This is a genomic window from Streptomyces carpinensis (assembly GCF_002154505.1).
GTDB lineage: Bacteria > Actinomycetota > Actinomycetes > Streptomycetales > Streptomycetaceae > Streptomyces > Streptomyces carpinensis.
The window spans coordinates 1-19,596 of sequence record NZ_MUBM01000003.1; the positions used below are offsets into that span (position 1 = coordinate 1).

Genomic DNA, 19,596 nt, shown 5'->3' on the forward strand with positions numbered 1-19,596 from the left:
GCACGCCCCGGAGCGCCGGCCGCCGCCGGCCCTACCACCCACCGTCTGCCGTAGGTCCGGCGCCGAGGTACACGTCTCCTCGGCGCCGGCCCGCACCACCTCTGCGGCGGGCCTAGGGACGAGTCAAGAATTGCGCGGTCAGGCGTTGGGGGGCTGCTCTGCCGCTACCACGGCGAATGTTGCCTGCGTCACATCGCGGCCTCTCCTCCGGCGCCCTCGGCGTGGGGCCGGGCCAGGCCGTGGTCGTAGGCGAAAATCACGGCCTGGACGCGGTCGCGGGCGCCGATCTTGGCCAGGACCCGGCCGACGTGGGTTTTCACGGTGGACTGGGACAGGACGAAGTGGGTGGCGATCTCGCCGTTGGTCCAGCCCCTGCCGATGGCGACGAGGATCTCGCGTTCGCGGTCGGTCAGGAGGCTCAGTCTCGGGTCCTCTCCGCTACCACCCGAGCGGGGCACGAGCTGGGCGAACTCGTGCAGGAGGCGGCGGGTGAGCGCGGGAGCGATCACGGCGTCGCCGACGGCGACGGCACGAATGCCGGCGAGAAGCTCCTCGGGACGGGCGTCTTTGAGGAGGAAGCCGCTGGCTCCGGCGCGCAGCGCCGCGTAGACGTATTCGTCGAGATCGAAGGTGGTCAGCACGAGGACGCGGGAGCGGTCGCCTGCGGCGGTGATGCGGCGGGTGGCCTCGATGCCGTCCATGCCGGGCATGCGGACGTCCATGAGGACGACGTCGGGGCGGAGTTCGGCCGCCTTGCGGACCGCTTCCGCACCGTGCGCGGCCTCACCGACGACGTCCGTCTCGGGGACCGAGTCGAGGAGCAGGCGGAAGCCGTAACGCTGCAGCGGCTGGTCGTCCACGATGAGTACGGTGGTCACTGGGAACCGCCTGTGGATGCGAGGTCGAGGACGGCCTCCACGGTCCATCCGCCGCCGGCGGGACCCGCGCTGAGGCTCCCACCGTAGAGAGCGGTCCGTTCGCGCATACCCACCAATCCGTGTCCTTCCTCGTTCGCCGGGCCGGGACGGCCGGACGCGGCCCCGGCCGGGCCGGAGTCCTGGACCGTGACGGTCAGCCGAGTGCCCTGCACGATGATCGCCAGGTTCACCCGGGTATCGGCCCCGGCGTGTTTCAGCGTGTTCGTCAGGGCTTCCTGAACGATGCGGTAGACCGTCAGCTGCACCCCGCTGTCGAGGGCTTCCATGTCACCGGCGGTCCGGTAGACGACATCCAGGCCCGCGGCGCGCACCCCCTCACACAGTGCGTCGATGTCCGCCAGGCCGGGCTGCGGGCTCAGTTCCGGCCGGTCCTGAAGGCCGTCCGAGGCCTCCCGCAGGACGCCGAGCACACGCCTCAGCTCGGCGAGGGCCTGTCGGCCCGTGTCGCCGATGATGTGCAGGGCTTCCCTGCCCCGTTCCGGCGCGACGGCGGTGGCATAGGCCCCGGCGTCCGCGAGGGTGATGATGACGGACAGGTTGTGGCCCACGATGTCGTGCATTTCGCGGGCCACGCGGGCGCGTTCGGTGGCGGCGGCGAGCCGGCTGCGCTGGTCGCGTTCGATCTCCAGCCGGGCCGCCCGGTCCCGCAGCCCCGCGAGCTGAGCCCGCCGAATGCGCACCATGAGGCCGAGCGCGAGGGCCGCGGTCGCCGTGCTCAGAAGGAAGAACAGCGCGTCCCAGACGGACACCGCCACCGACGCCCGCACCGCGACCAGCAGCATCGCGCCCGCCATGACTCCACACGCCCACGGCAGCTGCCGCAGCCGCCCGTGCAGGGCGAGACTGTAGAGGGCGATGAACAGAGCGATGTCCGCGCGCAGTGCCGCACCCAGCGACCACTGGAGGACGAAGACGGCCGTCACGGCGCCGAAGGCGACCGCGGGCCTGCGCCGCCGCCACAGCAGGGGCACGGCGAGACCGGCCTGGAGCGCGAGCATGCCCGCGAGCGGCAGCCGGACGAACGCGAGCCGGAAGCGGCGCGGCCCGTCGCCGTCGACGCCGCTCGCGTGCAGCAGGTCCGGCACGCAGAACAGCAGGAAGACCAGCACCACCACCGCGGCGTCCAGCACCCACGGATGGGCTCGGTCGGCTTGCCGCAGCCGCTGGCCGCCTCGGGACATACGGGCGACCAGCGGTCCCATTCCGCCCATGGCTTCGGCGGACACGGCGGCCTCAAAGGTCAAGGGGGTCATTTGCCCATCATGCCGGGCGTCAGACGTCGCTGCGCATCAGCCGGTATGCCGCCCCGGCCAGGGCGAGCGCCGTCCAGCCGAGGAAGACCAGCAGACCGGCCCCGGGCGACAGGCTGGTGGCGTCGTGGGTCAGGGCGAACATCGATTCGCCCGCGTTGCTCGGCAGGTAGGGGCTGATGTCGTCGCGCCAGGAGCTGGGGAGCAGGGAGACCAGTCCCGGAATCAGCATCAGGGTGGCGACCAGGACCGAGATGCCGCCGGCCACCGAGCGCAGCAGCGCGCCCAGGGCGGCGCCGATCACGGCGACCAGACCGAGATAGAGCCCGGCGCCCAGCAGACTCCTCACGACACCGGCATGGGAGAAGTCCATGGCCGCGGGCGTGCCGGAGACGATGCGGCTGCCGAACAGGAAGGCGACGAACACGCCGAACGTTCCGGTGATCAGCGCGACCAGGCCGAACACGGCTGCCTTGGACCACAGCACCGGGAGCCGGCGGGGTACCGCTGCCAGCGTGGAGCGGATCATGCCGGTCGAGTACTCACCAGCGGTGACCAGCACGCCGAGGACGCCCAGGGCCAGCTGGGCGAAGTTCGTACCGAAGAGCGACAGGCTCACAGCGGTCGAACTGGCGAAGTCCCGGTCCATGTGACCGGAGCCGATCCCGGACTTGTAGCGGCTCGCGGCGATCAGCCCGAACGCGATCAGGAACAGCAGTCCCAACCCCAGCGTGATCCAGGTCGAACGCAGCGACCAGAGCTTGGCCCATTCCGACGCGAGCACGCGCCGTCCGGTCACCCGGTAGGCGGGACGGACGGCCGTGGTGGAAGGCGCCTGGGCGGTCGCGGTGAGGGTGCTCATGCCGGCCTCCCGAGGGACTCGACGGTTTCGGTACCGGGTGCCGAGCCGTGGTACTCCACGGCATCCCTGGTCAGATCCATGAACGCCTCCTCCAGCGAGACCTGGCGCGTGCTCAGTTCGAACAGGGCGATCCCGTGCTCGGCGGCCTTCAGGCCGATCTCGCGCGCGGTCAGCCCGGTCACCCGCAGTTCCTCGGAACCGATGCGCCCGGTGACGTCGACCCCTGGCCCTGCCAGGACGTCCCGCAGCCGCGCCGGGTCCTGCGTGGCCACCTGCACGGTGTCGCCGCCCGCCTCGCGGACCAGGTCCCGCACGGTCGTGTCGGCCAGCAGCCGGCCGCGCCCGACGACGATCAGGTGGTCCGCCACCAACGCCACTTCGCTCATCAGGTGCGACGACACGAACACCGTGCGTCCCTCCTCGGCGAGCGACGTCAGCAGGTTGCGGATCCAGAGCACGCCCTCCGGGTCCAGTCCGTTGACCGGTTCGTCCAGCATCACCGTCTGCGGGTCGCCCAGGAGTGCCGCAGCGATGCCGAGCCGCTGGCCCATGCCGAGGGAGAAGGCGCCGGCGCGCTTCTTCGCCACGCTGCCCAGCCCGGCGAGTTCGATGACCTCGTCGACGCGGCGGCGCGGTATGCCGTGAGTCATCGCCAACGCCCTGAGGTGGTTGTAGGCCGAGCGACCCGGATGGATCGACTTGGCCTCCAGGAGGGCGCCAACCTCCTGCAGCGGTGCCCGGTGCTGAGCGTAATGCCGGCCGTTCACCGTGACCGAGCCGCCCGTGGGGGTGTCCAGCCCGACGACCATGCGCATCGTCGTGGACTTCCCCGCACCGTTCGGGCCCAGGAAGCCGGTCACCGTGCCCGGCTTCACCACGAAGTCCAGGCCGTCGACGGCCGTCTTCTCTCCGTATCTCTTGGTCAGCTGCCGTGCTTCGATCATTGGCGCCTTTCCTCTCGGGCTCGGCGTCCGTCGCGTCTGACGCCTCACCCGCCACGCTAAGTGCCAGATCGCCCCGAATCGGTGGTACCGGAGGCTGAACTGTGCGGTGCACGTGGTACCGCGGTACTACAGCTCGACTTCTCGACGCCGCGCCGAGTGCGGCACGCAAGAGTCCGGGCGTACCACCGACTCAAACGATGTGACCTGGGGTTTTGTCGAGGCGTGCCGAAAGTGACCTCTGGATCGCCGAGGTGCTCACCACCTGAATGGGCGAGACCGCCCCCGGCTCGCGGCCCGGCGTCTCGGCCGGCGGGGCGCCATCCGTTGATCGTCGGGGGTGGCGCGGCCTCCGGGCGGATGACGCCCCGCCCGACTCACCAGGTCTTGCCGGCCTGCTCCCGGATCGTGTGGTTGATCCGGTTGAAGAAGTTGGTCAGCGCGACCTCCAGGACGATCGCGCTCAGCTGCCCCTCGCTGAACCGGTCGGCGGCGGTGTCCCAGATCTCGTCGGTCACGCCGGGAGCGCCGTCCTGAATCCGCGTGGCGGCCTCGGCCAGCGCGAGCGCGGCCCGTTCGTCCTCGCTGAAGAACGGCGTCTCGCGCCATGCAACCACGTTGTGCAGCCGCTCCTCCGTCTCACCGGCCTTCCTCGCGCCCGCGGCACTCGCGTGGACGCAGGGCGCACAGCCGTTGACCTGACTGGCGCGCAGGTGGACCAGCGACAGCAGCCGCTGGTCCACGCCACCGGCGGCGATGGCCTTGTGGAGGTGCCTGATCGCGGTGATCAGGTCGGGGTTCGCCGTGCTCTTCATCCGTGCTTCCATCAGGCTTGCTCCGTCATCGGTTACCTGCGCCCCTCGGGGCCCGTCATCACTCGTGACGGAGCGGATCCGAGGAAGGTAACAACATGTCCGACGCCGGCCGGAACACCCCGATCGCCGAGGCGTTCGAGGCCCAGCGCGACCACCTGCGCGCTGTCGCCCACCGCATGCTCGGGTCGCACGCCGACGCCGAGGACGCGGTCCAGGAGGCCTGGCTGCGGCTCTCCCGGCAGGACCCGGCGACCATCGACAACCTCGCCGGCTGGCTGACCACGGTGGTCGGTCGGATCAGCCTGGACGTCCTGCGCTCGCGCCGTGCCCGCCCCGAGGCGCCCTACGACGACCGGCTGCCCGACCTGGTGGTCACCCTCGACGACGCACCGGCTCCCGAGGACGATGCGGTACTCGCCGACTCGGTCGCACTGGCGCTCGTCGTCGTCCTCGACTCGCTCGGTCCGAGCGAGCGGCTGGCGTTCGTGCTGCACGACCTGTTCGCGGTGCCGTTCGACGAGATCGGCAAGATCCTCGGCAAGTCCACCGCCGCCGCCAAGATGCTCGCCAGCCGAGCGCGCCGGAAGGTGCAGGCGACCGAGCGCCCATCGGGCGCCGGACGCGAACAGCGAGAGGTGGTCGGGGCCTTCCTGGCGGCGGCGCGGCGCGGCGAGTTCGAGGAACTGCTGCGCGTGCTCGACCCAGAGGTGCGACTGACCGTCGACACCCCCGCCGGAGTGGTCGTCACCCTCGGCGCCACCAAGGTCGCCGCCGGTGCCCGGTCGGCCACCGACGCGGCGATGCGAGGGCGGGCGGTGCTGGTCAACGGCCTTCCCGGAGTGGTGTCCTGGCGCGAGGACGGCTCGCCGCTCTCGGTCATCGCGTTCACCGTCGTCGAGGGCCGGATCGCGGAGATCATGGCACTGGTCGACCCGGCCAAGCTCGCGCTGCTGGACCTGCCGGAACCGGCATGAGTCACCGCCGGATGAGCGGCAGAGGTATCGCGGTCATACTGCCGACCAGCAGGTCCATCGCATGGCGTCCTCCGGTGCCTCGAAGGGGCGCCCCAGCGTCGAGGCGTCTTCGATCAGGTTGGTTCAGCCGCGGCAGGCGTCCCTGTCAGGGGGTGACCGCCGAGGTGTGCACGACCATCCAGTCGAGCACCGGGGTGCTCTGCAGGTAGACCAGCGCGCACATGAAGAGCATGAAGACCACGCTCCACACGATGACCCGGCGGAAGAGGATCCCTTCGCGGCCCTCGAAACCCACCGCGGCAGCGGCGATGGCGAGGTTCTGCGGGGAGATCATCTTGCCGAGCACGCCACCGGAGGAATTGGCGGCTGCCATGAGGGTGGGTGACAGGCCGGCCTGGTGGGCGGCGGTGACCTGGAGGGCGCCGAACAGGGAGTTGGAGGAGGTGTCGGAGCCGGTGACGGCGACGCCCAGCCAGCCGAGGATCGGTGAGAGGAAGGCGAAGGCCCCGCCCGCACCGGCCACCCACAGACCGAGCGTGGTGGTCTCACCGGACTCGTTCATGATGTAGCCGAGTCCCAGCACCAGCATGACGGTGAGCACCGCGAACTTCAGCTGGTTCAGCGTGCGGCCGTAGGCGCGCAGGGCGCGGCGCGGGCCGACCTGGATCAGCACCATGCTGATCAGACCGGCTATCAGCAGCAGACTCCCGGCCGCGGAGAGGTAGTTGAGCTTGAAGGTGGTGGCGACCGGGTCGCCGTTTGCCTTGACGATGTGCAGCCCGGGCCAGTTGACGATGTGCGTCACCGACTCCAGGCCCGTACCGGTCGTGCCGACCTTGGCCGGCGCCTTCCCGGTGATCGCCGGTACCCGGGTGGCCAGCACGAACACGGCGATGATGGCCAGGTAGGGCGCGTACGCCTTGAAGACGGCGAGCGGCGAGTCGTGCACGTCGCGGTCGGCGTCCGCGCGGGCGCGGGTCAGCACCCGGGTGCCCGCGGACTCGCCCTCGTCCGGGCCCGGTTCGCCGCCGGGGGTCCGCGGCCGGCGCGAGCCGCCGCCGGCACCGTCGACGCCGTCGTCTTCGTCGCTCTCCTGGTACGTCTCCTCGGCGTGCCACACCCGGGTGAACGCCAGGACCGCCAGCGCGGAGGCGAGCGCGGCGACGATGTCGGCGAGCGGCACGGACCAGAAGTTCGAGGACAGATACTGGAAGACCGCGAAGGACACGCCGCACACCACCGCAGGCGGCCAGGTCTGCCGCAATCCTCTTCGGCCGTCCACGATGAACACCAGAGCCAGCGGCACGAACAGCGCCAGGATCGGCGTCTGCCGGCCGACCATCGCGCCGAGGTCGTCCACGGGCAGGCCGGTCACGCCCGCCAGCGTGGTGATCGGCACGGCTATCGCGCCGAACGCCACGGGAGCGGTGTTGGCGACCAGGGCGACGGTGGCCGCCTTGAGCGGTTTGAATCCCAGGGCGATCAGCATGACCGAACTGATCGCGACGGGCGTGCCGAAACCGGCCAGCGCCTCCATGAGGGCGCCGAAGGAGAAGGCGATGAGGATGGCCTGCACCCGCTGGTCGTCGCTGATGGACGCGAACGATCTGCGCAGTACGTCGAAGTGGCCGGTCTCGACGGTGAGGTTGTAGATCCAGATCGCGTTGATGACGATCCACATGATCGGGAAGAAACCGAACGCGGCCCCCAGCGCCCCGCTGTTGAGCGCGTCGACGAGCGGCATCGAGTACACGGCGACCGCGAGCACCACGGCGACGACGAGGGAGATCAGCGAGGCGAGCCAAGCCTTCATCCGCACCACGCCGAGCAGCACGAACAGGACCAGCAGCGGAAGGATCGCGACGATGGACGACAACCCGAGCGAATGGCCCACCGGACTGTAGTCCTGCTGATAGGAGGCGAGGATCATGTAGCACCCTTTTCTGCGTAAGCCGGAGAGGAGGGGCCGCGCCACGGGGTGGCACCGTGGCGGTCTGTGGGACGGCGTGCGTGACGACGCTGCGGGGACCGTCGGGCGCTTGCTCGGGCAACTGCCGTACAGGGACGCCGTACATGGCGGCGAGCACCCGCACCGTGTGGGTGGTGAGGAGGGTCGGGCCTGCATCTGGCACCGGGGCCGGCGGTCATCACCGTGACCTCGGCGCCGGGGGCCGGCACCGCCTTGGACTTCCCCGCGTCGAGTGTGCCGGTGGTCTCGGGAAGCGGCAGGTCCTGTGTTCCGGCGCTCGCTCCATGGCGATGCGGCGACTGACGCGGTGTCTCATGGCCTGCTCCGAGGTGTCGGCGACCAGATCGATTCCACTCTCCGATAGACACCCACCGAATGGTGGAAGAATGCAGTGGTGCTGGATCTGCGTCAAGGGGCGCGGGTGTCCTTGAGACACAGAAGAACTTCCGTCTGACACGCCACCGCCGGTCGCAGGGCCGACTGCGCCTCCGGCGCGGCCGGTCCGCGGCTCTGCACCGGCACGTCTGCCGGGCCGATCGGCTCCCGGCAACCCCTGGCGGGTGCCCCACCAGCCCACGTCCCGGGCCACAGCTGCGGACCATGGAGGCCCGCCCACGTTCGCGACGCGACTTTCGTCAGCCGCGGCCGCACCCGGGGTCGGTATGCCGGTGAGGCCACGCCTTGACCTTCCGCTGTGCTGGACGTTCTACGGTCGGTGGCAGAGGCTGTGATCCGGGAGGACGATGCCATGAGGATCACTGTGCTGACCGTGGCCGGCTGCCCCAATGGGCCGGTGGTCGCCGAGCGGCTCACCCAGGTGCTCGACGGCCGCCACGCGGAGGTGGAACGGATCGAGGTCGAGGATCCGGAGCAGGCCACGCGCCTGGGGATGACCGGATCACCGACCGTGCTGATCGACGGGGTGGACCCCTTCGCCGTGCCGGGCGCTGCCGCGTCCTTGTCCTGTCGCCTCTACCGGGGGCCGGACGGCCGCGTCGAAGGGGCGCCGAGCCTCGCCGGCCTGCGCCGTGCTCTGGGCGACGCGGACGCCGCCGACTGCGACCCCATGCCGATCGATGCGGCCGGCCGCGCGGGCCGAGGACGTCTCGCCCCGCCGGACGGCGGACTGCGCAGCATGCAGCGAGCCGTGCTCCACCACTTCGCGGACACCGGACGCGCCCCCTCGAGCGAGGACCTCGAGGCTGCGGCCACCGCCTCCGGCCGTGCCGCCGGCGAGGTCGTGGCCGAGCTGGCGGCCGAGGACTCCTCGGTCCTCGACGACCACGGCCGCATCCGGGGCGCCTACCCGTTCTCCGCCGTGCCCACTGCCCATCGCGTCCGCCTGAGCGGCGGGATCGAGGTGTGGGCGATGTGCGCGATCGACGCCCTCGGCATCCCGGGCATGCTCGGCACCGACGCCGTGATCACCTCCACCGACCCCGTCACCGGCGACCCCATCACCGTCACCTCGGTCGGTGGGCGGATGACCTGGCAGCCGTCCACCGCCCTGGTCCACGTCGGTCAGCGCTCCTGTGCCGGTCCCGCAGCCGACGTCACCTGCGGCGCTCTGAACTTCTTCACCAGCCGCCGTGCCGCCTCGAGTTGGGCCCGAGCGCACCCCGAGTACACCGGCAGGGCCGTCGACCAGGCGTGCGCCGAAGACCTGGGGCGGTCCGTCTTCGGCCACCTGCTCACGGCGGCGCAGCCGACCGGAGCGAGGACGATGACCGGCATGCGCATCCGCACCGACTCCGACGACCTGCCCGACCTCACCTGACCGAAGGCGAGGGGTGGTGGGGAAGCGAAGCTCAAGACGGCCTCCGGCTCGACTCCTGCGAGCAGGTCCGACGTCATCGTCGTACGGCCCTCCCCGGCCGCACGGGCGAGGGCGGGAGACCGGTGCGGCCGGCGATTCCGACGCGACGGGCGACATCGTGCCCTGGGATCCGGCGGCCCGGGGAGCGCCGGGCCCGCCGGACATCGTCGACCTCCGCGAGGTCTCACCGTCCCGGCGCGCGCACGTCTTGACGCTGCCGTAGGGCCAGGACTCGGCACACAACCGGCGCTGACGGCGCCCCGGGCGGCAGCGGTCTGGTCGTCCGTCGACTCGGTCCGCGATCGGGAGGCGGACCGGACTCGAGGACCCAGGGCTGTGATGGGGCAGGCGTAACGCTCGGCTGTCTGGGCGCGCCGTCGAGGACCGAGGAGTCCTGCGTGGCCCCGCGACCGCGCGCTCGGGGCGGCAGACGGCGGGACCCGGGACCCGTTCGGACCATGCCCTGGTCAAGGGACGGTCATGGATTGGGTGACCGGGGCGGGACGGGCGTACTCTTGCCGTGGACATAGGACAGACACCTCGTTCGGTGAGGCGTCTTCACGGACACAGGCCACTGATCCCACCCGTCGAGAGACGCTCCGGATCAGGACAGGTCTCCCCGGCCCAAGGGGTGACCCCAAGTGGCTTCCCCTTTCGGGGATCACGCCGTGGAGTGCCAAAGCTCTGACGAGTTGGGGTGTGCCGGGCCCGAGCGTGCCCGGCTGCCCCTTGCCGCAGACCGCGACACCCCGTGCGCGGCCGTGACCGGGAGGAGGCGACATGGACAGTAGTCCGGGCCATAGTCGGCCCCTCTTCGTGTTGTCCGCGCCGTCCTTCCGCGGCCCGGGGCAGCCCGTTCTTGCCTGATCAGCCCGGTACCGGGACCAGCCCACCGCAGCGGCGGGCGGCGTCCTGGTGTGCGCTCGGCGTGCTCGCCGCCGCAGGGCCGTAGGGAGAACCGCTGCCGTGGGCCGCCCCACCCGCCCCGTCATGCCGGGGCAAGGGGGTGTTCACCTTGGCTGCCCACATGCTGCTCATGTCCACCTCGGCCCGTCTGCGTGACCGCCGGGTCAACCTCGAACGCCGCGCGACGGCGTCCAAGGCGGTCCGTTCATCGCTGGTGTCGCTGGCCGGCCTGGTCGGCGGACCGGTCACCAACCAGGCCGGCGAGGAGGTCGGCCGCGTCGCCGACGTGGTCGCCCGGCTGTACGGCGAGGAGTCGTACCCGCCGGTCACCGGGCTGATCCTGCGCATCGGCCGGCGTCGGACGTTCCTCGCCTCGGACGCCGTCGGCAAGGTGCGGGCCGGACATGTGCAGCTGCGCACCGCCCGGGTCGACCTGCGCGACTTCACCCGCCGGCCCGGCGAGGTCCTGCTGGCCAAGGACGTACTCGACCACCAGCTGGTCGACGTCGACGGCGTCCAGGTCACCCGGGCCGCCGACCTGTACCTCGCACCCCTGGTCGACCGGGTGGTGCTGGTCGGCGTGGACGTCTCCCTGCCCACCCTGCTGCGCCGGCTCGGTCCCCGCCGCTGGCAGGCCCGGCCGACTCCGGAGCGGGTGCTGGACTGGCAGGCGGTCGCCCCCTTCGGTGAAGAAGCCACCGAGGGCCCGCCGGAGGTACGGCTGCGCGCCTCCCGGGCGGCGCTGCACCGGCTGCGCCCGGCCGACCTGGCCGACATCCTCGAGGACCTCGGCCGCGCCGAACGCCAGCAGCTGCTGGGCTGGCTGGAGCCGGAGCAGGCCGCCGACGCGCTGGAGGAGATGGAACCGGCCGAGCTGGAGAACCTGCTGCGCGAGGCCAAGCCGGAACACGCCGCCCGGCTGGTGGACGAGATGGAACCGGACGAGGCCGCCGACGCCCTGCGCGACCTCACCCACGAGGAGCGCGAGGCCCTGCTGGCCCGGATGCCGAAGGGCGAGGCCGCGGAGCTGCGCCGGCTGCTGACCCACCGGGAGGACACCGCGGGCGGCGCCATGACGACCCTGCTGATCACCGCCCGCCAGGACGAGTCCGTCGCCGAGGTGCGCGGACGGCTGGCCGAACAGGCCGAGCACCGTACCGAGATCGACGCGGTCGCGGTAGTGGACGACGAGGACCGGCTGCTGTGCGACATCGCGCTGTTCGACCTCGCGGTGGCCGAGGACGCGACCCCCATGGCCGACCTGGTCGCCTGGCGGGCACAGTTCGGGCCCCCGGTCACCGTCCAGGCCGGCACGGCCCTGACGGAGGCCGCCGACCATCTGGTCGCGGCCCGCGCCTCCTCACTCCTGGTCGTCGGCGACGGCGACCGCCCGATCGGCCGGATCCTGGCCGACGACCTGCTCGACGCGATGCTGCCCGAACGCGGGCGTCTGCACTTCAGGAGGTTCTTGCAGTGACCCGCGACCTCGGTACCGCCACCGCGGCGCCGCAGAGCCCCGCGCCCGCGCGCCGCACCGGCTGGCGGCGCCTCACCATGGTCGCGGCGGTCGCCGGGCCGGGGCTCGTCGCCGCGAACGCCGGCAACGACGCCGCCGGCATCGCCACCTACGCCTCGGCAGGTTCCCAATTCGCGTACGGGACCCTGTTCTTCATGGTGCTGGTCACCGTCGCCCTGGTGATGGTGCAGGAGATGGCCGTCCGCCTCGGCGCCCACACCGGCAAGGGCCTGGGCGCCCTGATCCGCGAGCAGTTCAGCCTGCGCCTGACCGCACTGGCCGTCTTCTGCCTGCTGCTGGCCAACACCGGCCTGGTCGTGTCGGAGTTCGCCGGCATCGGTGCCGCCTTCGAGCTCCTGGGCATTCCCAAGTGGGCGGTCATCCCCCCGGCCGCGATCCTGCTGTGGGCGCTGGTGCTGTTCGGCTCCTACCACTGGGCCGAACGCATCTTCCTGATCATGTCGCTGGCGTTCTTCGCCTACCCCGTGGCGATGATCCTCGGCCATCCCGACTGGGGCGCCGTCGGCCACCACCTCGTCGTCCCGCACATCGAGCCGAACAAGGACTTCATCCTGCTCGCGGTCGCGCTCATCGGTACGACGGTCAGCCCGTACATGCAGTTCTACGCGGCCGCGGGCGTCGTCGACCGGGGCACCAAGCCCGCCGACTACCCGCTCATCCGCGCCGACGCCGTCCTCGGCGCCGTCTTCGCCTGCTTCATCAGCCTGACCATCATCATCGCCACCGCCTCCGCCATCGGCGGCACCGGCCCGCTCGACTCCGCCGCCCAGGCCGCCGAGGCCCTCAAGCCGGTCGCCGGCCAGAACGCCGAACTCCTCTTCGCCGTCGGCCTGATCGGTGCCTCCGCCCTGGCCGGAGCCGTCGTCCCGCTCTCCGCCAGCTACGCCATAGGAGAGGCCGCCGGCGTGGAGCGCTCCGTATCCCGCAGCTTCCGCGACGCCCCGCTGTTCCTGGGCCTGTTCACCGCCCAGATCATCCTCGGCGCCGCGGTGGCGATGACCCCGGTCGACGTGATCCAGCTGCTGATCGGCACCCAGGTCCTCCAGGGACTGATCAGCCCCGTCGTCCTCGTCTACCTCCTGGTCCTGACCAACCGCCGCTCGGTCCTCGGTCAGGCCGCCAACAGCCCGCGCTACCGCATCGCCGCCACCGCCGTGGTCGTCGGCGTCGCCGCCATGTCCACGATCCTGCTCGTCCAGACGGTCCTGAGCTGGTTCGGCGTCGGCTGATCGGTGCGCATTCCTCCGCAGTGCGAGCAGGAGGCGGCCGGGAGCGCGACGAGGTGTGCACGAACGAGTGCACCTTCTCCGCCGTTCACGGGCGAGAAGGTGACTCCTCGAACAGCAGCCTCAGCGCGACCTCCCGGTAGTGCCGGATGTGCCGCAGCGAGAGGTCCGCGGCGCGTTCCGCGTCTCCGGCCTCGATCGCCTCGTACAGCTCTCGGTGGTCGTCCCACAACGGGTGGGGATCGTCGATCTGCTGGAAGAGCCAGCGCAGCCGCCCTTCGAGCGAGCCGAGCGTGGTGCTGAGCAGGTCGTTGCCGGCGAGCTCCATGATCTGGTGGTGGAAGGCGGTGTTCGCGCGTGAGACGCGCTCGGGCCTGCCGGACAGGGTGGCTCGCCGTGCCGCCTGCAACAGCTCGGCCAGGTGCTGAAGTTGGTCCGCGGTCGCGCGCTCGGTGGCGCGGCGCGCCGCCAGGACCTCCAGGGCCTCGCGCATGTCGAACAGGTTCTCGACGTCGTCGCGCGTCATGCCACGCACGACGATGCGGCGGGGCGAGAGCGCCTGGAGGAAGCCCTCGGACAGCAGAATGCGGATCGCCTCACGAACCGGCACGCGCGAGACCCCGAACTCCTCCGCCACCTCGCGCTCCATGAGGCGGTCTCCCGGCCTCAGGCGGCCCGTGATGATGCGGTCGCGCAGGCCCTCGCAGACCTGGTCGCGCAGCCACATCGAACCGGTGGACGAGGTGGTTGCGGGCTGCTGCGCCGCCGGGTCGGCGTCTGCCGCTGTGTTCTTCGGGTTCACAAGCCCTCCGGGCATCGGGGAAATTAAGGTATACCAAAAGCTTGACGGGGCCGTCTCGCTTCATTTTAGGTATACCCAGCTGGGAAACGGCCTGGCTATGACGTTGCTGTAGCTGTCCTGGTCCCCTCCAGGCCCCGTCCTGTCCTGGCGCTGGACCTGTCTTCCTCACCTCCTTTCCCCATTGCTGAAACGAGGTTTCACCATGCGTGCCTCAGCGAGACAGTCCGCCTCCGGGCCCACACCGGGGGGCGCCCGGGAGACGGGTGCCGAGACCGCACCCGGCTCCGCCTCCACTGCGGGCGCCCGGCCCAGCCGGGTGCGCTGGACCATGTTCTTGCTGCTCCTCGGTGTCGTCGCACTCAACTACATCGACCGCAGCTCCGTCTCGGTGGCCCTGCCGCTGATCACGAAGGATCTCGGCCTCTCCAAGGAGACCACCGGCTTCGTCCTGAGCGCCTTCTTCTGGACGTACGCGCTGATGCAACTCCCCAGCGGCTGGCTGATCGACCGGTTCGGCGCCCGGTTCATGGCGTCCGGCTCCTGCATCGGCTGGGGCGTCGTCCAAGCGCTCACCGCCGCCGCGACAGGCGCGGGTTCGCTGCTCGGGCTGCGGCTCGCGCTCGGCGCCGTCGAGGCCCCAGTGATGCCGGCCGGCGGCAAGCTCAACGCCCAGTGGCTGCCCGCTCGGGAGCGCGGCAGGGGCGCGGTGCTGCTGGACGGCGGCGCCCCGCTCGGCGCGGCGCTCGGCGGTGTCATCATCACCGGCCTTATCTCCTGGACGGGCAGCTGGCGCGTCAGCTTCGTCGTCGTCGGTGTGCTGACCTCCGCTGTCGGGCTCTACGCGGCCTGGTACGTGCGCAACACTCCGCGCGAGCATCCCCGGGTCGACGAAGCCGAGGCCGCGTACATCGAGCAGGCCCACGCAGAAGAGGACGCGCACGGGGAGAAGGGCGGTCGCGCCGGGCTGCTGCCCTACCTCAGGCACCGCTCCTTCTGGGCGATGTGCCTGGGCTGGATGGGCTTCAACGGTGTCTTCTACGGCCTGCTCACCTGGGGACCCCTCTATCTCTCCGAGGCCAAGGGCTTCGACATCTCGACGCTCGGCTGGTCCACTCTCGCCATCTTCGGCGCCGGCTTCGTGGGGGAACTCGCCGGCGGATGGCTGTCCGACCGCTGGCAGGCCAAGGGCGCCTCGGTCAACAAGGTCATGCGCACCCTGCTGGGTGTCGCCGGTGCCGTCGTCGTCGCCGGACTGCTCGGCGTGGTGCTGGTGCCGGACGCCATGACGGCCGTCGCCCTGCTCTCCACCGTGCTGTTCTTCCTGCGCTGGGCGGGCCTGTACTGGTCGCTGCCCTCCATCCTCGCCGGTCGCGCCAACGCCGGGATCGTCGGCGGCGCGATGAACCTCTCCGGGAACATCGCCGGCATCGTCACGCCGATCGTCGTGGGCTTCATCGTCGGCGGCACGGGCTCGTACACCTGGGCCCTTCTGTACTTCGTCGGCGCGGGGGTGCTCTTCACCGCGTCGTCCCTCGTCCTCGACTGCAGCAGGAGGCTCACGACCCGATGAAGACTTCTCCGACGACCTCGTCGGCGACGGCGCTGACGCGCGCGAAGCCCGACGGGCTGCCCTACCGGCTGGGCATGCTCACCCCTTCCTCCAACACCTGCCTGGAACCGGTGACGTACCGGCTGCTGGGATCCACAGGTGCCGAAGCAGACGTGACGGCGCACTTCGACCGTGTGCCCGTCACCCGCATCGCGCTCGACGGCGGCTCTGACGCGCAGTTCGACGCCGCGCCGATGCTCGCTGCCGCTCGGCGGCTCGCCGACGCCGGGGTCGATGTGATCGCCTGGAACGGCACCTCCGGGTCCTGGCTCGGCGTCGACCGCGATCGCGCACTGTGCGCCGCGATCACCGAGGCCACCGGCGTGCCCGCCACCACCTCCACCCTCGCGCTGCTCGACGCCTGCGCCGCGTACGGCGTGACCCGGCTGGGGCTCGCCCTGCCCTACACCCGCGATGTGGCCGAGCAGATCGCGGATACGTACGCCAAGGAGGGCGTCGTCGGCTCCCTGGACGCCGAGCCGTTCGGGATCAGCGACAACGAGGCGTTCGCCCGCATCCCGGAGGGCGAGGTCGCCCGCCAGATCCGCGACGCCGCGCGCGGGGAGACCCACGCGGTCGCCGTCGTCTGCACCAACGTGCACGGCGCCGGGGTCGCCGAGGAGCTCGAACAGGAGCTGGAAGTCCCGGTGTTCGACAGCGTCACCGCGACCCTCTGGAAGGCCCTGGACCTGGCCGGTGCCGCCCCCGCGCTCCCCGGCCACGGCGCCCTGCTGCACACCGGCAGCCTGCGTGCCCGCTTCCAGGAGGTGCTGACGGACCTGCTTGCCGCGACCGGTGCCGACCGCACCACCTTCCGCGTCGACCTGCCCGAGCACGGGCTGCACGTGGACCTCACGGCGGGCGAGGCGCACCGCCAGGGTGTGCGGTCCATCCGCCGCGACGCCTCTCTCGACCAACGGCGGCTGAACACCGTCGAGTGGCTGGAGCGCAACCGGACGCCCCTCGTCCAGCCGCACTTCGAGGCGATCCCGCACCCGCCGCAGGCGCTGATCGACGTCTACGGAGTGCGTGCCCAGATGCTCGGCCCCGTGGAACGCGACGGAGCTCTCGCGGGCTGGCTCTCCGTGCACAGCATGGACGAGCGCGACTGGTCCGCCGCCGACACCGCCGCGCTCGCCACCGCCACGGACCGCATCCACGGCGTCCTCGACCACCGACTCTGACCTCCCCCGCACGAAAGGAATCCGCACCGTGACGCAGGCAAGCACCACCCCGGACACCACGACCGGGTCCACGACCACCAAGGACATCAGGATCGCCCTCGGTGTCGATGTGGACGCCGTCGCAGGCTGGCTCGGCTCCTATGGCGGCGAGGACTCCCCGAACGACATCCAGCGCGGCGTCTTCGCGGGCGAGGTCGGAACCCCGCGGCTGCTGAAGCTGTTCGAGCGCTACGGCATACGCACCAGCTGGTTCATCCCGGGCCACTCCATCGAGACCTTCCCCGAGCAGACCCGGATGGTCGTCGAGGCGGGCCATGAGATCGGCGCCCACGGCTACTCGCACGAGAACCCGATCGCGATGACCCCGCGGCAGGAGGAGGACGTCCTCGCCAAGTGCGTGGAGCTCATCGAGCAGTACACAGGCCGTAAGCCGCGAGGCTATGTGGCGCCCTGGTGGGAGATGTCGCCCTTCACCGCGGAGCTCCTGCACAAGTACGGCTTCTCCTACGATCACTCGCAGAACTACCGCGACTTCACTCCCTTCTATGCGCGCGTGGGCGACGAGTGGACCAAGATCGACTACACCGGCGAGGCCAAGGACTGGATGAAGCCCCTGGTCCACGGCCACGAGGTCGATCTCGTCGAGTTCTGCGGCAACTGGTACGTCGACGACCTGCCGCCGATGCTGTTCAACAAGCACGCCCACAACAGCCATGGCTATGTCAGCCCGCGCGCCCTGGAACAGGATTGGAAGGACCAGTTCGACTGGGTCCACCGGGAGCTGGACTACGCGGTCCTGCCGATCACGCTGCACCCGGATGTCAGCGGTCGTCCCCAGGTGCTGCTCATGCTGGAGCGCTTCATCGACTACGTCTCCGGGCACGAGGGGGTCAGCTTCTGCACGCTGGAGGACGCGGCGGACGACTTCCGCCGCCGCTTCCCCTTCGACGGATCCGAGAGGCCGGCCGACATGCGCTGAGCCTGCCCGGGGGAGGCGGCTCACCGGTCGCCCCCGGGGGCACGCGCGGCCCCCGGTCGCCTGCGGCCCGGGACCCCGCACCGGGGCCGCCCCGCGCACGGCCCACCGCCCGCGCGTCTCCCTGGCCACGGCTCAGTTACCAATCCCTCGAAACCGGCGAAGGCGGTCCCGGACGAGGAGGCCGGGGCCCCTTCCACGCGACCCAGCGGGCAGTATCGGGAATCAGTGCGGCCTGATGCGGACGTGGGCGTACGGCAGGGGCCTCGCGCTCGGTGCCGGGGTCCTCCATCGGCACCGAGTTCACGTTCGGCATCATCAAGCGGACCCGGGTGTTCCCCCAGCCCACCGGATCCCGCTCCGGCCTCACCGGCTGGCGTCTGGCGGTGGCGGAGCTGATCACGGATGCATATGATCACTCCGCGGCGGTTCCACCGCCAGAGGCAGCGCGGGCCTGCATGGGCCGGTCGGCCGTCCGCCCCGGTGGTCAGGCGTCGGCGGCGGCGTGGACGCGCTCTCCCTCGACATAGGTCAGCAGGGCGCGGGTGTGCGCGATCTCATGGGCCGGGCCGTCGAACGGGTTGCGGTCGAGGACGGTGAGGTCGGCGAGTTTGCCGACCGCGATGCTGCCCGTGCCGTCGAGGTGGTTCACGTAGGCCGAGCCCGCGGTGTAGGCGGCGAGTGCCGAGCCCAGGTCGAGCCGCTGGTGGGGGAGGAACACGGGCGTGGTGGGATCGGCGTCCGGGGCGGTTCGGTTGACGGCGACGTGGATGCCGTGCATCGGGTCCGGTGAGGAGACCATCCAGTCGCTGCCCGCGGCCAGTACCGCCCCCTCGCGCAGCAGGGCACCGAAGGGGTACTGCCAGGCGGCGCGTTTCTCGCCGAGGAAGGGGATGCACATCTCGTCCATCTGCTGCTCGTGCGCGGCCCACAGCGGCTGCATGTTGGCGGCCACTCCCAGGGTGCGAAAGCGCGGCAGGTCACGGGGGTCGACGACCTGCAGATGCGCGGCGTGGTGGCGGAGGTCGAGACAACCCCCGGCGGCGCGGGCCGCCTCGACGGCATCCAGCACCTCGGTGACCGCACGGTCGCCGATGGCGTGGAAGTGCACCTGGAACCCCTCCGCGTGCAGCCGGACGACGGCCTCGCGCAGCAGCTCGGGGTCGACCATGGACAGGCCCCGGTTGCTCGTGACGCAGCCGCAGCCGTCCAGGTAGGGCTCGGAGAGGGCGGCGGTGAAGTTCTCGGGCACCCCGTCCTGCATGATCTTCACGCTGCCTGCGGTGAAGCGGCCCACGGTGCCCTTCGCGCGCCGGTCGAGCAGGTCGCCGATCTGCTCCAGGCCGCGTTCCCGGTCCCACCACAGGGCGCCGCGTACCCGGGCGGTGAGCACGCCGGTGCGGGCCGCCTCCAGATAGGTGCCGAGCTGGTCGGGCCAGCCACCGTAGGCGCCCACGATGGCGTCCTGCCAGGCGGTGATGCCGAGCGAGTGCAGATGGGCCTGCCCGGCGAGCAGGCCCCGCATCAGGTCGTCCTCGGTCGGGTGCGGTGCGAGGTCGCCTACCAGGGCCATCGCCTGCTCGTGCAGCACACCGGTCGGGTTGCCGTCGGCGTCCCGCTCGATCCGGCCGCCCACCGGGTCGTGCGTGTCCCGGGTGATGCCGGCGATCTCCAGGGCCCGGGAGTTGGCCCAGGCGCTGTGCGCGTCACGAACCGTCAGGTAGGCGGGCCGATCCGGGACGACCGTGTCCAACTGCTCCCGGGTGGGCAGCCCACCCGGGAGCAGTTGGA

General features: G+C 71.2%; 15 protein-coding genes and 1 riboswitch. Of the genes, 7 read left to right on the forward strand and 8 right to left on the reverse strand.

Annotated features, from left to right (window positions below; translation table 11 throughout):
- Positions 1-188: 188 nt before the first annotated feature.
- The 5 genes from BZY54_RS00260 to BZY54_RS00280 form a co-directional block, all read right to left on the reverse strand.
- Entirely contained in the window at positions 189-878 is a 690-nt protein-coding gene (locus BZY54_RS00260; protein WP_086722291.1) for a response regulator, read from the reverse strand.
- The gene (locus BZY54_RS00265) at positions 875-2,191 is read right to left on the reverse strand and encodes a sensor histidine kinase (protein ID WP_086722292.1); all 1,317 of its coding nucleotides are present in this window, start codon (positions 2,189-2,191) and stop codon (positions 875-877) included. Before BZY54_RS00265 ends, BZY54_RS00260 begins: the two co-directional genes overlap by 4 nt.
- 19 nt (positions 2,192-2,210) lie before the next feature.
- Positions 2,211-3,050, reverse strand: a complete 840-nt coding sequence (locus BZY54_RS00270) for a hypothetical protein (RefSeq protein ID WP_086722293.1) — start codon at positions 3,048-3,050, stop codon at positions 2,211-2,213.
- Positions 3,047-3,994: an ABC transporter ATP-binding protein gene (locus tag BZY54_RS00275; protein ID WP_086722294.1), complete on the reverse strand. Its 948-nt coding sequence runs from the start codon at positions 3,992-3,994 to the stop codon at positions 3,047-3,049. The genes BZY54_RS00270 and BZY54_RS00275 overlap by 4 nt, the downstream gene beginning before the upstream one ends.
- 374 nt (positions 3,995-4,368) lie before the next feature.
- Positions 4,369-4,818, reverse strand: a complete 450-nt coding sequence (locus BZY54_RS00280) for a carboxymuconolactone decarboxylase family protein (protein ID WP_086722295.1) — start codon at positions 4,816-4,818, stop codon at positions 4,369-4,371.
- A gap of 83 nt (positions 4,819-4,901) precedes the next feature.
- Here BZY54_RS00280 and BZY54_RS00285 point away from each other — a divergent pair, with 83 nt between their 5' ends.
- Positions 4,902-5,780 carry a sigma-70 family RNA polymerase sigma factor gene (locus BZY54_RS00285; RefSeq protein ID WP_086722296.1) on the forward strand — a complete coding sequence of 293 codons (879 nt, stop codon included), beginning with the start codon at positions 4,902-4,904 and terminating at the stop codon, positions 5,778-5,780.
- A gap of 145 nt (positions 5,781-5,925) precedes the next feature.
- Here BZY54_RS00285 and BZY54_RS00290 read toward each other — a convergent pair whose 3' ends face one another.
- Positions 5,926-7,710 carry an L-lactate permease gene (locus tag BZY54_RS00290; protein WP_086722297.1) on the reverse strand — a complete coding sequence of 595 codons (1,785 nt, stop codon included), beginning with the start codon at positions 7,708-7,710 and terminating at the stop codon, positions 5,926-5,928.
- Between the two features lie 787 nt (positions 7,711-8,497).
- Between BZY54_RS00290 and merB the strand changes: the two genes are divergently transcribed.
- From merB to BZY54_RS00305, 3 genes are all read left to right on the forward strand, one after another.
- Positions 8,498-9,526, forward strand: coding sequence for an organomercurial lyase (gene merB / locus BZY54_RS00295; RefSeq protein WP_086722298.1), 1,029 nt, complete (start codon positions 8,498-8,500; stop codon positions 9,524-9,526).
- Between the two features lie 571 nt (positions 9,527-10,097).
- A riboswitch (M-box (ykoK) riboswitch) is annotated at positions 10,098-10,269 on the forward strand.
- Between the two features lie 311 nt (positions 10,270-10,580).
- Entirely contained in the window at positions 10,581-11,948 is a 1,368-nt protein-coding gene (locus BZY54_RS00300; RefSeq protein ID WP_244216867.1) for a magnesium transporter MgtE N-terminal domain-containing protein, read from the forward strand.
- The gene (locus BZY54_RS00305; RefSeq protein WP_244216868.1) at positions 11,945-13,237 is read left to right on the forward strand and encodes an NRAMP family divalent metal transporter; all 1,293 of its coding nucleotides are present in this window, start codon (positions 11,945-11,947) and stop codon (positions 13,235-13,237) included. Before BZY54_RS00300 ends, BZY54_RS00305 begins: the two co-directional genes overlap by 4 nt.
- 85 nt (positions 13,238-13,322) lie before the next feature.
- Here BZY54_RS00305 and BZY54_RS00310 read toward each other — a convergent pair whose 3' ends face one another.
- Positions 13,323-14,051 carry a GntR family transcriptional regulator gene (locus BZY54_RS00310; protein ID WP_244216869.1) on the reverse strand — a complete coding sequence of 243 codons (729 nt, stop codon included), beginning with the start codon at positions 14,049-14,051 and terminating at the stop codon, positions 13,323-13,325.
- 187 nt (positions 14,052-14,238) lie between these two features.
- Between BZY54_RS00310 and BZY54_RS00315 the strand changes: the two genes are divergently transcribed.
- Genes BZY54_RS00315 through BZY54_RS00325 form a run of 3 tightly spaced genes read left to right on the forward strand, consistent with a single transcriptional unit; the run spans position 14,239 to position 17,808 of the window.
- A complete protein-coding gene (locus tag BZY54_RS00315; protein WP_086722300.1) occupies positions 14,239-15,606 on the forward strand; it encodes an MFS transporter in 1,368 nt (455 codons plus the stop codon).
- The gene (locus tag BZY54_RS00320) at positions 15,603-16,829 is read left to right on the forward strand and encodes a maleate cis-trans isomerase family protein (RefSeq protein ID WP_208640498.1); all 1,227 of its coding nucleotides are present in this window, start codon (positions 15,603-15,605) and stop codon (positions 16,827-16,829) included. The genes BZY54_RS00315 and BZY54_RS00320 overlap by 4 nt, the downstream gene beginning before the upstream one ends.
- Positions 16,830-16,857: 28 nt before the next feature.
- The gene (locus BZY54_RS00325) at positions 16,858-17,808 is read left to right on the forward strand and encodes a polysaccharide deacetylase family protein (RefSeq protein ID WP_208640499.1); all 951 of its coding nucleotides are present in this window, start codon (positions 16,858-16,860) and stop codon (positions 17,806-17,808) included.
- 484 nt (positions 17,809-18,292) lie between these two features.
- Here BZY54_RS00325 and BZY54_RS00330 read toward each other — a convergent pair.
- A partial coding sequence (locus BZY54_RS00330; RefSeq protein ID WP_107419641.1) for an amidohydrolase occupies positions 18,293-19,596 on the reverse strand: 1,304 nt, incomplete at its 5' end.

Coding starts and splice junctions, on each gene's coding strand:
- BZY54_RS00265 (WP_086722292.1), bottom strand. CDS start 2,191: ATGACCCCCTTGACCTTTGAGGCCGCCGTGTCCGCCGAAGCCATGGGC.
- BZY54_RS00270 (WP_086722293.1), bottom strand. CDS start 3,050: ATGAGCACCCTCACCGCGACCGCCCAGGCGCCTTCCACCACGGCCGTC.
- BZY54_RS00275 (WP_086722294.1), bottom strand. CDS start 3,994: ATGATCGAAGCACGGCAGCTGACCAAGAGATACGGAGAGAAGACGGCC.
- BZY54_RS00280 (WP_086722295.1), bottom strand. CDS start 4,818: ATGGAAGCACGGATGAAGAGCACGGCGAACCCCGACCTGATCACCGCG.
- BZY54_RS00285 (WP_086722296.1), top strand. CDS start 4,902: ATGTCCGACGCCGGCCGGAACACCCCGATCGCCGAGGCGTTCGAGGCC.
- BZY54_RS00290 (WP_086722297.1), bottom strand. CDS start 7,710: ATGATCCTCGCCTCCTATCAGCAGGACTACAGTCCGGTGGGCCATTCG.
- merB (WP_086722298.1), top strand. CDS start 8,498: ATGAGGATCACTGTGCTGACCGTGGCCGGCTGCCCCAATGGGCCGGTG.
- BZY54_RS00310 (WP_244216869.1), bottom strand. CDS start 14,051: ATGCCCGGAGGGCTTGTGAACCCGAAGAACACAGCGGCAGACGCCGAC.
- BZY54_RS00315 (WP_086722300.1), top strand. CDS start 14,239: ATGCGTGCCTCAGCGAGACAGTCCGCCTCCGGGCCCACACCGGGGGGC.
- BZY54_RS00320 (WP_208640498.1), top strand. CDS start 15,603: ATGAAGACTTCTCCGACGACCTCGTCGGCGACGGCGCTGACGCGCGCG.